The organism is Neisseria sp. N95_16, assembly GCF_002551535.2.
GTDB lineage: Bacteria > Pseudomonadota > Gammaproteobacteria > Burkholderiales > Neisseriaceae > Neisseria > Neisseria brasiliensis.
Map to the genome: position 1 here is coordinate 1 of NZ_PDBT02000067.1, position 13,910 is coordinate 13,910.

14 protein-coding genes are annotated in these 13,910 nt (G+C 53.6%); 5 read left to right on the forward strand and 9 right to left on the reverse strand.

Annotated elements, in window-relative coordinates:
• From CRG49_RS13955 to nadA, 3 genes are all read right to left on the reverse strand, one after another.
• Positions 1–171, reverse strand: a 171-nt coding sequence (locus CRG49_RS13955) for a helix-turn-helix domain-containing protein (RefSeq protein ID WP_157807888.1), incomplete at its 3' end; no start/stop codon positions are given.
• A 210-nt stretch (positions 172–381) separates the two neighbouring features.
• Positions 382–1,890 (reverse strand): L-aspartate oxidase, encoded by a 1,509-nt coding sequence (gene nadB, locus CRG49_RS10120; RefSeq protein WP_095503618.1) that lies wholly within the window; start codon positions 1,888–1,890, stop codon positions 382–384.
• A gap of 51 nt (positions 1,891–1,941) precedes the next feature.
• Positions 1,942–3,054, reverse strand: a complete 1,113-nt coding sequence (gene nadA, locus CRG49_RS10125; protein WP_070655630.1) for a quinolinate synthase NadA — start codon at positions 3,052–3,054, stop codon at positions 1,942–1,944.
• A gap of 156 nt (positions 3,055–3,210) precedes the next feature.
• Here nadA and CRG49_RS10135 point away from each other — a divergent pair, with 156 nt between their 5' ends.
• Together CRG49_RS10135 and nadC are read left to right on the forward strand one after the other, a co-directional pair.
• Positions 3,211–4,149, forward strand: a complete 939-nt coding sequence (locus tag CRG49_RS10135) for a hypothetical protein (protein ID WP_095503616.1) — start codon at positions 3,211–3,213, stop codon at positions 4,147–4,149.
• A gap of 74 nt (positions 4,150–4,223) precedes the next feature.
• Positions 4,224–5,105 (forward strand): carboxylating nicotinate-nucleotide diphosphorylase, encoded by an 882-nt coding sequence (nadC, locus tag CRG49_RS10140; RefSeq protein WP_095503615.1) that lies wholly within the window; start codon positions 4,224–4,226, stop codon positions 5,103–5,105.
• A gap of 55 nt (positions 5,106–5,160) precedes the next feature.
• Here nadC and murI read toward each other — a convergent pair whose 3' ends face one another.
• Positions 5,161–5,970 (reverse strand): glutamate racemase, encoded by an 810-nt coding sequence (gene murI, locus CRG49_RS10145; RefSeq protein ID WP_154143257.1) that lies wholly within the window; start codon positions 5,968–5,970, stop codon positions 5,161–5,163.
• Between the two features lie 256 nt (positions 5,971–6,226).
• Here murI and tsaE point away from each other — a divergent pair, with 256 nt between their 5' ends.
• On the forward strand, positions 6,227–6,697 hold the full coding sequence (gene tsaE, locus CRG49_RS10150; RefSeq protein WP_095503613.1) for a tRNA (adenosine(37)-N6)-threonylcarbamoyltransferase complex ATPase subunit type 1 TsaE: 471 nt from the start codon (positions 6,227–6,229) through the stop codon (positions 6,695–6,697).
• Positions 6,685–7,917 carry an N-acetylmuramoyl-L-alanine amidase gene (locus CRG49_RS10155; protein ID WP_095503612.1) on the forward strand — a complete coding sequence of 411 codons (1,233 nt, stop codon included), beginning with the start codon at positions 6,685–6,687 and terminating at the stop codon, positions 7,915–7,917. The genes tsaE and CRG49_RS10155 overlap by 13 nt, the downstream gene beginning before the upstream one ends.
• Before the next feature lie 57 nt (positions 7,918–7,974).
• Here CRG49_RS10155 and CRG49_RS10160 read toward each other — a convergent pair whose 3' ends face one another.
• The 5 genes from CRG49_RS10160 to grxC form a co-directional block, all read right to left on the reverse strand.
• Positions 7,975–8,475 (reverse strand): GNAT family N-acetyltransferase, encoded by a 501-nt coding sequence (locus CRG49_RS10160; RefSeq protein WP_095503611.1) that lies wholly within the window; start codon positions 8,473–8,475, stop codon positions 7,975–7,977.
• 12 nt (positions 8,476–8,487) lie between these two features.
• On the reverse strand, positions 8,488–9,024 hold the full coding sequence (locus CRG49_RS10165; RefSeq protein ID WP_095503619.1) for an isochorismatase family protein: 537 nt from the start codon (positions 9,022–9,024) through the stop codon (positions 8,488–8,490).
• A gap of 97 nt (positions 9,025–9,121) precedes the next feature.
• Positions 9,122–11,164, reverse strand: coding sequence for an ATP-dependent DNA helicase RecG (gene recG / locus CRG49_RS10170; protein ID WP_095503610.1), 2,043 nt, complete (start codon positions 11,162–11,164; stop codon positions 9,122–9,124).
• A gap of 98 nt (positions 11,165–11,262) precedes the next feature.
• Positions 11,263–11,697: a protein-export chaperone SecB gene (secB, locus tag CRG49_RS10175; protein WP_095503609.1), complete on the reverse strand. Its 435-nt coding sequence runs from the start codon at positions 11,695–11,697 to the stop codon at positions 11,263–11,265.
• Between the two features lie 23 nt (positions 11,698–11,720).
• Positions 11,721–11,978, reverse strand: a complete 258-nt coding sequence (grxC, locus tag CRG49_RS10180; protein ID WP_095503608.1) for a glutaredoxin 3 — start codon at positions 11,976–11,978, stop codon at positions 11,721–11,723.
• 287 nt (positions 11,979–12,265) lie between these two features.
• On the opposite strand from grxC, the gene rng reads away from it, so the two are divergent.
• Positions 12,266–13,759, forward strand: coding sequence for a ribonuclease G (rng, locus tag CRG49_RS10190; protein WP_095503606.1), 1,494 nt, complete (start codon positions 12,266–12,268; stop codon positions 13,757–13,759).
• The last annotated feature ends 151 nt before the right edge of the window (positions 13,760–13,910 follow it).

The following is a 13,910-nucleotide window of genomic DNA, read 5'->3' on the forward strand; positions in this document are numbered from 1 at the left end:
CTGTTGTGCTTTTCGGTAACAGTAGGTTCCGTTGACGGAATGCCGTCTGATTTCCCGACTGACGGTGGCGGGATGACAACCGATGTTCTGTGCGATTTGGTTTAGGGGTAGGTTGCGGTAATGTCTGGAAATGTAGTATCTTTGGTGTGAGGTCAGTTGTGTGTAGGCCATATTGCAATCTTTCTTGTCAGGAAAGGCAGTATACTACCGCATACTGGCCTTTTCTGTTATTGGAAATTGCACTTGTTAGGCGAATGTAAGGGCCTTTCTACTTTTAGAACAAAATAATAACCCAACTTACGCAACCCTAAAAACTGAATGCCAATTTCTCAACCATGCTATTCAAATTTATTTGAACGATTTTTTTCTAACCAGCCAACCTTAACAATCCCTATTAAAATGCGCGCCAATATTTTGCCGTCTAGCGTATGCGGCTTGGGCGACAGCGAGGCTGCATTCGAGTAGGTTGCGGTTTTCGTATTCGGACGCGGTGTGCGGTTCGGCTTGGTTTTGCTTCCAAAGCCGCAGTTGGGCGATAGCATGGCGTAGGTCGGTATCGTTGCGTAGGATGCCCAGATGGCGTTGGTTGAACGTTTGCAGGACGGGGCGGCTGAATGTGTTTTGAAGGTCGTCTAAAAAGATGTCTGTTTCGGCGGTGGGGTTTTCAGACGACCTTTTGGACGGTACGGTTTGGAACGCTTGTCCGTCCGCGATGGTTTGGGCGGCAAGTCTGGCGGTAACGACGCATTCGAGCAAGGAGTTGCTGGCGAGGCGGTTGGCTCCGTGCAAGCCGGTGCAGGCGGTTTCGCCTAAGGCGTAGAGCTGTGGCAGGGAGGTTCTGCCGCTGGGGTCGGTTTGGATGCCGCCGCAGGTGTAGTGTTGCACTGGGCGGACGGGGATGGCTTGGTGCGTGATGTCCAAGCCGCATTGGGACAGGCAGTGCCGATGGATGGACGGGAAATGCTGACGGACGAACTCTGCGGGTTGATGGCTGATATCGAGTGAGACGAAGTCTTGCGTTTGCTTGGCGATTTCGGCGGCGATAGCGCGGGCAACGATGTCGCGCGGCGCAAGTTCGGCGCGGCGGTCGTAATGCGGCATAAACCGTTCGCCCGATTGGTTGGTCAGGATGCCGCCTTCGCCACGTACGGCTTCGGAAATCAGGAAGGTGCGGCCGTTTTCAGACGGCCTTGCCAAGCCTGTGGGGTGGAATTGGATAAATTCGAGGTTTTCGACTGCGCAGCCTGCGCGTATCGCCATGGCGATGGCGTCGCCCGTGCATTCGGGTGGCGTGGTGGTGGCGGCGTAAATCTGTCCCAAGCCGCCGCCTGCAAGTACGGTATGGCGGGCGCGGATGCGGTAGGTTTCTTGCGTTCGACAGTCGAGGACGGTCAGCCCGCACGCCGCGCCTGATTCGATTTGAATGTCCAACGCCATCTGCCGCTCGCAAACGCGGATGTTCGGGTGGCGGCGTATTTGGGCAATCAGGCTCTGCATGACGGCTTCGCCCGTGTAGTCGGCGACGTGGGCGATTCGGCGGCAGGTGTGCCCGCCTTCGCGCGTCAGGTGCAGGTCGTTATTATTTTGGTCGAACGCCACGCCCTGCGCCAGCAGCCATTCGATTGCCGGTTTGCCCTGCGACAGGATGGTGCGGACGGCGGCTTCGTTGCACAAACCTGCACCCGCTTCCAAAGTATCGGCGACGTGTTTTTCGATGTCGTCCTCTCCCGACCACGCCGCCGCAATCCCTCCTTGCGCATGACGGCTTGCGGTGTCGTCCAGCCGGTTTTTACACAAAATGACGATGCGGAACGACTCAGGCAGCGACAGGGCGAGCGTCAGTGCCGCCAGCCCGTTTCCGGCAATCAATACGTCGCAATCGGTTTGCATGGTGTTGTCCTTGTTTGAGGGGTCGTCTGAAACGGCAATATGGACGGAAAATCAGGCGGGGCCCATACCGTTGAACACATCCCCGCGCTTGAGTCCTGCCGCGAAGTCGAGCATACGCTGCAAGGGCAGTTTGGCGGCTTCGCCCAGCTTCCTGTCCAACAGAATTTCGTTGTGTCCGCTTGTCAGGGCGTATTTGATGCCGCCCAGCGAATTCATCGCCATCCACGGGCAGAACGCGCAGCTTTTGCAGCTTCCGCCGTTGCCCGCCGTCGGTGCGGCGATAAATTCTTTGTCGGGCGCCTGCTTTTGCATTTCGTGCAGGATGCCCAAATCGGTCGCCACGATGAATTTTTTTTCAGGACGCGATACGGCGGCCTTGAGCAATTTGCTGGTCGAGCCGACCACGTCGCCCAGCTCGATGACGCTTTGCGGCGATTCAGGATGAACCAGCACCACCGCGTCGGGGTGTTCCGCCTTCAACGCCGCCAGTTCCTGCCCCTTGAATTCGTTGTGGACGATACACGAACCCTGCCACAGCAGCATATCCGCGCCCGTTTCGCGGCGGATGTAGTCGCCGAGGTGGCGGTCGGGTCCCCAAATCAGCTTCTCGCCGCGCGATTTCAGATACGACACGATTTCCAACGCCACCGAAGACGTTACCACCCAGTCGGCACGCGCTTTCACGGCGGCGGAAGTGTTGGCGTACACCACTACCGTGCGGTCGGGGTGTTGGTCGCAAAACGCTGAAAACGCCTCTTCCGGACAACCCAAATCCAAAGAACATTCCGCTTCCAAATCAGGCATCAGCACCGTTTTTTCAGGGCAGAGGATTTTCGCGCTCTCGCCCATGAATCGCACACCCGCCACCACCAATGTACCGGCTTCGTGTTCCGCGCCGAAGCGTGCCATTTCCAGCGAATCTCCCACACATCCGCCCGTTTCCAAAGCCAAATCCTGAATCAACGGATCGACGTAATAATGCGCCACCAAGACCGCATTTTTCTCCTTCAGCAAGGCCTTGATTTCGTCTTTCAGACGACCTGCCGTTTCGCGGTCGGGCGTGTCGGCAACCTTTGCCCACGCCTGACGGATTTGGCAGGCAGAAGTCGGCGTTTGGATGAGTGGCATATCATAATCGAACGAGCGGCGGGCGGCGGTTTGCATGAGACTTCCTTATGGCTGGTTTTTCAGACGGCATAAAGATTTGCCGTTTATATTTTGAAATATTTTTATATTATGCTCAAATTGAGTATAATAAGCAAGGTCGTCTGAAAACCGCTTTGGTTTACAATAAGGTTTTCTCTTGAATGAAAGCCACGCATGGATGCCTATCCTGAAACAGCAGCCAATACGCAAAGTATCGTCGAGCTTGTTCCTGTACTGATCGCCATTACAAACGACAGCTTGAGGGTTTTGACAGTTGCCAAAGGAGAGCTATTACCCAATGGCCTGCTTGCACCGCTTCGCCACTCTCTACAAGCAGGAGTCAGGATGTGGGTTGCCAAACAGACATCACAGCCTATGGGCTATGTGGAACAGCTTTATACGTTTGTAGATACGCGCCGTCAAAACGAGCAAGGCCTACCTGTCTTGTACGTCAGCTATTTGGGGCTGGTGCGCGAGGCAGCCGACAGCATCCTGCACCCCGACGCAAAATGGCAGGACTGCTACGGCTATTTTCCATGGGAAGATTTGCGTACCGACGACGGGCTGCGCGACGCCATCGTCAGCCGCCTGCGCATTTGGGCAAACTCGGCGGATACGGAGGAAGTGCGCCAAAAGCGGCTCAAGCGCATTCATTTGTGCTGGGGGGTCGAACCGGAAAACTGGTCGGAAGAATACGTTTTGCAACGCTATGAAATGCTGTATGAAAGCGGCCTGATAGCGGAAGCCGCCGAGCCGCAGGTAAACTTCGACTTCGCGCTCACGGGGCAGCCCATGCGCCACGACCACCGCCGCGTATTGGCGACAGCTTTATCCCGCCTACGTGCCAAAATCAAATACCGTCCCGTGATTTTTGAACTGATGCTGCCCGAATTTACACTACTGCAACTGCAAAACAGCGTCGAAGCCATCAGCGGCAGATTGCTGCACAAGCAAAACTTCCGCCGCCAGATTCAGCAGCAAAACCTCATCGAGCCGTCGGATACCGGCGTATCAGGCAGCAAAGGCCGTCCTGCACAGCTTTACCGATTCCGAGATGACGTTCTGCCCGATCAGCTGATTTCTGATATCGGACTGCCGCTGGGTAGCTGCTAACTGATTTTCAGACGGCCTCAAATGAAGTTTTGCCCCATCGGGCAATATCAATATTTTTCAACAAAGGAACCTTCATGTCGTCTGAAAACAATCTTCTTCCTCTCCCCGATACCCTGTTGCGCCCCATGGTAGAACAAGCCTTAAGCGAAGATCTGGGCAGGCGAGGAGATATCACGTCCGCAGCCGTTATAGCGCCCAATAAAACTGCCAAACTTTTCCTGATCAGCCGCGAAGATGGCGTAATAGCAGGCATAGATTTGGCGCACCTTGCCTTTCAGACGATGGATCCGTCCGTCCGTTTCCAAGCTGAAATTCAAGACGGGCAAGCCGTTCGCGCAGGTCAGACGCTTGCCGCCGTCGAAGGCAACGCCCGCGCGCTGCTCACCGCTGAACGCACCGCGCTCAACTACCTCACGCACTTAAGCGGCATCGCCACCGCCACCGCGCATGCCGTTGCCGAAGTCGCCGAATACGGTACAGACATCGTGTGCAGCCGCAAAACAATCCCACTGCTTCGTGTCCTGCAAAAATATGCCGTCAGAGCAGGCGGCGGCGTAAACCACCGCATGGGCTTGGACGACGCCATCCTTATCAAAGACAACCACCTCGCCTATTGCGGCAGCATCGCCCAAGCTGTGCAGCAGGCAAAGCAGGCAGTCGGACCGTTGACCTGCGTGGAAATCGAAGTGGACACGCTGGCACAACTGGACGAAGCCATCGCGGCGGGCGCGGAACGGATTTTGCTGGACAATATGGACGACGAAACCTTAAAAGAAGCGGTAAACCGCTGCCACACACAAACCGCCCACCCTCACACCGTCTATTGCGAAGCATCGGGCGGCATCGGCTTCAACCGCCTGAAACGCGTGGCACAAACCGGCGTGGACGGCATCGCCCTCGGCTATCTGACCCACAGCAGCCGCTCGTTGGACATAGGCTTGGATTTCTTGGCTTAAGTTGGCTATAAAGCAAAGGCCGTCTGAAATTCCAGACGGCCTTTAATATCACCCATCAACCCAACGTTACCATTTCAATCTGCTCCATACTCCTACCCAGGAAGCGTTCACCGATGGTGCGGAAGCGCAATGGGATGTCGCTGACGTAGAAGCGGTAATCCGGGTTGTCGTTTTCTGTATTTAGCAAACCTGCTTGCGCCAAGGCTTTGGCGGTGGCTTCGGCGGTGGTGATGGCGGAATCGACCAAGGTGACGTTTTGCGCTTCGCGGCCGATAAGCGGTTTGAGCAGTGGGAAGTGGGTACAACCCAACACCAGCGTGTCGATGTCGTCGGCCAAGAGTGGCTTCAGGTACTCGCGTACGGTCAGGCGGGTGACTTCATGCTCAAGCCACCCTTCTTCCACCAGCGGCACCAGCAAAGGCGAAGCCTGGGTGCGCACCAAGGTATCGGCATTTTGCGCGTGAATGGCGCGGGCATAGGCATTGCTGTTGACGGTGGTGTTGGTGGCGATGATGCCGATTTTATTGTTGCGCGTAGTCGCCAGCGCGGCTTCGGCACCGGCGGAAATCACGTCCAATACGGGCATGTTACCGGCTTTTTGGCGGATTTTCGTGCCGGCGGTCGCCGCAATGGTATTGCAGGCGATGACCAAGGCTTTGACATCGTGTTCCAATAAAAAATCAACGATTTGCAGAGAAAAGGTTTCGATAGTGGCGCGTGATTTGGTGCCGTAGGGCACGCGGGCGGTATCACCGAAATAGACGATGTTTTCCATCGGCAGCCGCTCCATCAATGCGCGAACATTGGTCAGGCCGCCGACGCCGGAATCAAATACGCCGATGGGGCGTTGTTTGCTGATACTCATGATTGGTTGGGTTTAAAAGTCAATATGGCGGTTATTGTACACGCTTTCAGACGGCATTTTAATAGCCGTTTCGGCTGATGTTTTATCCGTAAACCCAGGCCGTCTGAAAGCAGCCCACCTGTATTTTTTAATCAACCCTGCTTCTCTACTTGGCTTTTACGCCAACTTTATCTAAATTTATCATTTGTAAGGTTTGCAAATCGGCGAGTTTCCAGCATAATTTATACTTTATATCACAATAACAAGGCTGAATTTTATGACTGATGGTGCGGGCGTGAGCCGTTTTCTCGCCGACGAAGAAGCGACTTTGGCGTTGGGCGCAAACTGGGCGAAATCGCTGAGTGCACCGTTGGTGGTTTATCTGCAAGGTGACTTGGGCGCCGGCAAAACCACGTTTACACGCGGTTTGCTGCGCGGTTTAGGGCATCAGGGTGCGGTAAAAAGCCCGACTTATGCCATTGTCGAATCCTACCCGCTCGCCGATTTTACACTGCACCATTTCGATCTCTACCGCTTCAGCACACCTGAAGAATGGGAAGATGCCGGCTTAGACGATTTATTCGACGGCCAAAGCGTTTGCCTGATCGAATGGCCGCAGCAAGGCGGCGAATTTACGCCCGCCGCAGACATCACCCTTTCATTAAATCACGCAGAACACGGCAGAACAGTAGTGTTCACCGCCCACACCACTCACGGCCGAAAAAGTTTGGAAGCATGGTTAAACTGACACGACGACAAATAGTCCGCCAAGCGGCGGGTTTGTTTTTTACACTGACGCCGGTTTCTGCCGCGTTGGCCAAAACCGCCAAGCCCGTTCAATTTGTGGCCGCCCGTATCTGGCCGGCACTCTCCTACACACGTGTGACGATTGAAGCATCTGCGGTATTGCGGTTTCAGCATTTTTTGCTCGACAACCCCAACCGACTGGTCGTGGATATTCAAAATGTCAACATCAATACCGTTTTACAAGGCATTTCCAAAAAAGTGTTGGCCGACGATCCTTTTATCCGCAGCATCCGAGTCGGCCAAAACACGCCGACCACCGTGCGCATCGTGATTGATTTAAAACAAAGCGTGCATCCGCAAGTGTTTGCACTGGCGCCGGTGGGCGGTTTCAAACACCGCTTGGTAATCGATCTTTATCCACACGGCGTAGATGTCAATGATCCAATGATGGCTTTGCTCAACGGCAATGCTTCTTCAGATCCATTACGCCCGCGCAGAGTGAATACCCCATCCCCGCCAAGCAACAGCAAAACACGCCGCCCTATCATCATGCTTGACCCCGGTCACGGTGGCGAGGATCCCGGAGCCATCAGTAAAGGGGGACTGCAAGAAAAGAACGTCGCCTTGTCTATCTCGCGCGAAGTCAAAAAACGACTGGAAGCCTTAGGCTATACAGTTTACATGACACGTAACGAAGATGTTTTTATTCCGCTCAATGTTCGCGTAGCCAAAGCCCGAGCAAAAAAGGCCGATTTATTTATCTCGATACATGCTGACTCATTTACCAGTCCCACCGCCCGTGGCACCGGTGTGTATATTCTCAACCCGCGCGGAGCCAGCAGCGCAGCAGCCAAATTTCTGGCACAAACCCAGAATAACGCCGATGCCATCGGTGGTGTCCGTGCCAGCGGCAACCCCTTCGTAGATAATGCCTTGCTCGATATGGCGCAAACCGCCACCATGCGCGACAGCCGTAAGCTCGGCCAATCGGTGTTGACGGAATTAGGTAAGCTCAATCAGCTTCACAAAGGCCGTGTGGATGAAGCCAACTTTGCCGTATTACGTGCGCCTGATATTCCATCGATTTTGGTCGAAACGGCATTCCTGTCCAACCCGATTGAAGAAAAGCTGTTGGCCGATGCGTCTTTCCGCATCCGCTGCGCCCAAGCGATTGCCACAGGCGTGCAGAAATATGTCAATTCAGCGATTTTGCGCCGTTAAGATAAATAAGATAAAGAGGCCGTCTGAAATTCAGACGGCTTTTTTTCTTCAATAAAATCAATCCAAAATCTTCTTACCCAAAATCACAATATCTGCCAACTGCGTTTCCAAATCGCACACCTGCGGCAAACGCCCCCATTCTTCAAAACCAAACGAACGGAACAAGCGAATACTGGCGTGATTGTGACCGAAAATCACCGCCAACACATTGCGGATGCCCAACGACGGCGCACGCTCCAGCATATAGCGCAGCAACACTTTACCCACGCCGACACCGCGTACATCCTGCCGCACATACACGCTGATTTCCGCGCTGATGTGGTAGGCTTGGCGCGGATAATAATCGCTGAAGCTGCCCCACGCCACAATCTCGTTGCGCACATCCCTTAACACCAGCAACGGCCGTTTGCCGCCATGCGCATCAAACCACGCCTGCCGCTCGGCTACCGTCACCGACTGTAAGTCTGCCGTCGATTGGCGCGACTCAATCGTGCTGTTGTAAATAGCGACAATGGCAGGCAAATCGTCCTGCACCGCTTCGGCAACCACATATTGCATTTCAGACGGCCTTTACTGAATCAGTTTCGATACAGTTTTAAACGCCGGATGCTTCGCGTCGCCCAATAATTGGAACAACACGCTTTCGCTGTTGCTCACCACCGCACCTGCATCGCGCATTTGCTGCAACGCATTGTCTTTATTGGCCGGATTACGCGAAGTGGTGCAATCAAACGGCACATACACCGCCAAGCCCTTAGCGCGCAAATCCAACACCGTTTGCAGCATGCACACATGCGCTTCGGCACCAAGCAAAATCACGTTTTCAATTTTCTTCTCATTCAACACAGCTTCCACTTCGGCAATCACCGCCGAAAAACGCGTTTTCTCAAACACCGCTGCCCCATCGCCCAACAAAAGCTGCACCGCCGGCACGGTTTTACCCAAGCCCTTCGGATACTGCTCCGTCGCTACCAACGGCACGTCCAAAGCCTGCAAACCCTGAATCACCACACGGCTGCGCTCAACCATCGACTCCGCATCGTGCAACGCAGGCAGCAAACGCTCCTGAATATCGACCACGATGCATAATGTATTTTCCGGTTTCATGATTTTTTCTCCTTTTTCAGACGGCATAAATAATGTGATTGGATTGTACCGTAAACGCAGGCCGTCTGAAAAATATTGCGTTTCAGACGGCCTTAAATCACACCCCCAAGTACCCTTCCCGGCTGCTCAACCACCGATCCAAGTGCGCCTGCACAATATCCGGCCGTTCGGCAATCAGTTTCGGCGCAATTTCGCGGGCTTGTTCGAGCAGGTGCAAATCTTCTTCCAAATTGGCAAACCGCAGCATCGGTACGCCGCTTTGACGTGCGCCTAAGAATTCGCCGGGGCCGCGGATATTCAAGTCTTGGCGGGCGATTTCAAAGCCGTCGGTGTGTTCGTAAATCACTTTCAGGCGCGCTTTGGCCAGTTCGCTTAATGGCTCGGTAAACAGCAGCACGCAGGCGCTGGCGGCGGCGCCACGCCCCACACGGCCGCGCAGCTGGTGCAATTGCGCCAAGCCCATGCGTTCGGCGTGTTCAATCACCATCAGGCTGGCATTGGGTACATCGACACCAACTTCAATCACGGTCGTCGCCACCAACACATTCAGACGGCCTGCGATAAATTCGGCCATCACTTCGGCTTTTTCGGCGGGTTTCATGCGGCCGTGCACCAAGCCGATGTTGAGTTCGGGTAAGGCCGTCTGAAGCTCGGCAAGAGTATCAACGGCGGTTTGCAGTTGCAGCGTTTCGCTCTCTTCAATCAGCGGACACACCCAATACGCCTGCTGCCCTTTTTGGCAAGTGCCCAACACCAGCCCTTCGACTTCGGCACGGCGCACGCTATTCACCAGCCGTGTTTTAATCGGCGTGCGGTTGGGCGGCAATTCGTCGATGACGGACACGTCCAAATCGGCGAAAAAGCTCATGGCCAATGTGCGCGGAATCGGCGTGGCCGACATCATCAGCTGATGCACGTCGTTGCCTTTGTTTTTTAGGGCCAAACGTTGCGCCACGCCGAAGCGGTGTTGCTCGTCGACAATCACCAAGCCGAGATTGTGGAAGGCAACATCGTCTTGAAACAGCGCATGCGTGCCAACGGCGATTTGGGCAAGGCCGTCTGAAATAGCGGTTTTGTTGCTGTCTTTTTCTTTTTTGCGCTGGCTGCCGGAAAGCCAAGCCACGGTCAAACCGAGTGGCTCAAACCATTGTTTGAACTTGATAAAGTGTTGTTCGGCCAAAATTTCGGTCGGCGCCATTACCGCGACTTGCGCACCGGCTTCGATGGCGGTGAGTGCGGACAAGGCGGCGACAATGGTTTTACCGCTGCCAACATCGCCTTGCAGCAGGCGGTGCATGGGAAAGGTTTCGGTCAAATCTTGCTTGATTTCGCCCACCACGCGCTGCTGCGCTTGAGTCAGGGAAAATGGCAACGAGTCAAGCAGCTTTTGCACCAAGCTGCCGTCGCCGTTTAACGGTGCCGCTGCGCCGCTGACGCGTTTTTGCCGCGCCAAGCGCATGGACAGTTGCTGCGCCAACAGTTCGTCAAATTTCAGCCGCTGCCATGCGGGCAAGGTGCCATCTGAAAGCTGGTGTATGGTGAAGCTCGGCGGCGGCGAGTGCAGCAGGCGCAGGCTTTCGGCCAAGTGTGGCAGTTTCAGACGGCCTAATAAATCGTCGGGCAAGGTGTCGTGCAAAGGAATGCTGTCTAAGGCCGTCTGAACAATGCGGCGCAGGGTCGGCTGGTTTAAGCCGCTCACCGTCGGGTAAATCGGTGTAAGGCTTTCGGCCAAACCGGTACTCTCGGCATCGCGGATTTTCGGGTGAATCATCTCATCGCCGTAAAACCCGCGCTTGATTTCGCCCACCGCGCGAATGCGTTTGCCCACCGCCATTTGCTTTTGGTGGCTGGCGTAAAAATGAATAAAACGCAAATGCAACACGCTGCCAGAACCATCGGCAATCTGCACCACCAATTGCTTGCGCGGCTTGAAGGTCACTTCCTGATGCACCACTTCCCCTTCCACCTGACACGGCACGCCCACCGGCGCATCGGCAATCGGCATGATGTGGGTTTCGTCTTCATAGCGCAAAGGCAGGTGCAGCGCCAAATCCCACGCGCTGTTTAAATTCAGCTTGTCGAGCTTTTTGGCGGTGGTGTCGGTGACTTTGAGCTGTTTTTGGGTTTCGGGTGTCATCATGGCGGTTATATTCAAAGCAATCGTGTTTGCCGTATTTTAACGGAAAAAAGGCCGTCTGAAATTCAGACGGCCTTTTGATGAAACATCAAGACTGCAAATTAAGCATTGCCTTCTTGCTGTTGTTGGTACATCGCTTCGAAGTTGATTGGTGCCAACAATACCGGTGGGAAGCCGGCGCGGGTCACGGTTGAAGAAATGGCTTCGCGCGCGTATGGGAACAAGATGTTCGGACAAGCCACGCCCAACAGCAATTGGGTGTCTTCTTCCGGAATATTTTCCAAACGGAAAATGCCGCTTTGGGTCACTTCGTTCAGGAACATGGTGCGCTCTGCGTTCAGCTTAGCGGTAACGGTCACGGTTACGTCAACGGCGTAAATGCCCTCTTCCAGCTTTTGGCTGGCGGTTGACACGCGCATATCGACTTCAGGATCGCCTTGCTCCAAGAAGATTTGTGGTGCGTTAGGCACTTCCAAAGACAAATCTTTTACATACAAACGCTCAATGCTGAATACAGGTTGCAATTCTTCTGCCATTTTGTTTTCCTATCTGTTTAGGGTTATGGGTTGAGTAATTCAATTAATTCGCCTTGCTGTTGCAAGCGATATAAATCGTTAAAACCGCCGACATGGGTGTCGCCGATAAAAATTTGCGGAATGCTGCGCTGACCGCTCAATTGTTGCATTTCGGCAAAATCGGCCGGATTTTTATCCACACGGATTTCTTTGATTTCGGTCACGCCCACGGCGGCCAAAAGCTTTTTTGCCATGGTGCAATATGGGCAAAACGCGCCAGTGTACATGGTTACGGGTTGCATAATGCGCTTTCTTGAATGCTTTTAAACACTATATGGGCATAAGGCGCATTTTACAAGTGGGCGTGTGAATGGATGATGAATTCAGATAAGCGGTCGTGCTAAAGGTTGGCGATGTTTGCTGCTACGTTTTCAGACGGCCTATCGGGTGCTTATAAGACCATCATAGTCATGGCAGGCAAACGGCTTTTGAAGTATCATTACCAAGGCAAGACAAAGCTACTTTTGCAATCTGTTTGCCCCCAGCGGGCAGATTGCAAAAGTATTTTTTATATTCTTGGAAATTCAATATGTTAGCAGGTATTCCGATTCCTAAGGACACCATTCGTCCGCCCGAAACCGTCTTGGTCAACATCACCCCGCAGGAAACGCGTGTGGCGGTTTTGGAAGAAAACAACATTTGCGAGTTGCACATCGAGCGCAACACCGGCCACAGCTTGGTCGGCAACATTTATTTAGGCGTGGTGCGCCGCGTTTTACCCGGCATGCAAAGCGCGTTTATCGACATCGGCTTAGAGCGTGCGGCTTTCCTGCACATCGTCGATGTTTTGGAGCAACGCCGCAATCCCGACGAAACACAGCGCATTGAGCATATGCTGTTTGAAGGGCAAACCATTTTGGTGCAGGTCATCAAAGACCCAATCAACACCAAAGGCGCGCGCCTTTCTACGCAGATTTCGCTGGCCGGCCGTTTTTTGGTGCATTTACCTCAGGAAGAGCATATCGGCATTTCGCAACGCATTGAAGACGATGCCGAGCGCACCATTCTGCGCGAGCGTTTGCTGAATTTACTGCCCGAAAGCGCGTGCCACGGCTACATCATCCGCACCAATGCGGAAAACGCCACCGACGAGCAATTGCAGGCCGATATTCATTACCTGACCAAAGTGTGGGAACACATTCAGCACCAATCGAAAACCCAGCCGCCTGAAACCCTGCTTTACCAAGATTTGTCGCTCAACTTGCGCGTATTGCGTGATATGTTTAGTGTGGATACGCAAAAAATTCTGGTCGATTCTACTGAAAATTTCCGTCGTATGACTGAGTTTGCGCAATTGTATGTGCAAGGTGCGGTGGACAAATTGGAATTGTTCAAAGGCGACCGCCCGCTGTTTGAAACCCACAACATCGAGCAGGAAATCAGCCGCTCGCTGCAACCGCGCGTGAATCTGAATTTTGGCAGCTATTTGATTATCGAATCGACTGAAGCGATGACCACCATCGATGTGAACACTGGCGGCTTTGTCGGCGCACGCAATTTTGATGAAACCATCTTCCGCACCAATCTCGAGGCCTGTCACACCATCGCCCGCGAGCTGCGTCTGCGCAATTTGGGCGGCATCATCATCATCGATTTCATCGATATGGCCAAAGAAGAACACCGCGAAGCCGTGTTGCAGGAACTGGCCAAAGCCTTGAGTTTCGACCGCACCCGTGTCACGCTCAACGGCTTTACCAGCCTAGGTTTGGTCGAACTCACCCGCAAACGCTCACGCGAAAACCTAAACCAAATCTTGTGTGAGCCTTGCCCTTCCTGCCAAGGTCGAGGCCGTCTGAAAACACCACAAACCGTGTGCTACGAGATTCAACGCGAGATTGTGCGTGAAGCCCGCCGCTTTGATGCCAAGGAATTCCGCATTCTCGCCGCGCCGAATGTGATTGATTTGTTTCTTGATGAAGAATCTCAATCGTTGGCCATGCTGATTGATTTTATCGGCAAACCGATTTCGCTGGCCGTAGAAACTGCTTACACGCAAGAACAGTATGATATTGTTTTAATTTAACTTTCTTAAAATAAACAGGCCGTCTGAAACAGCAAAGTTTCAGACGGCCTTACATTCGCATTTCAAGTGCAACGCTCAAATGCCATTGGCAAGGGCTGCTGAAAACAGATCACCCGGTGTCTCATAGTCCAATGTCTTTCTCGGTCGGCGG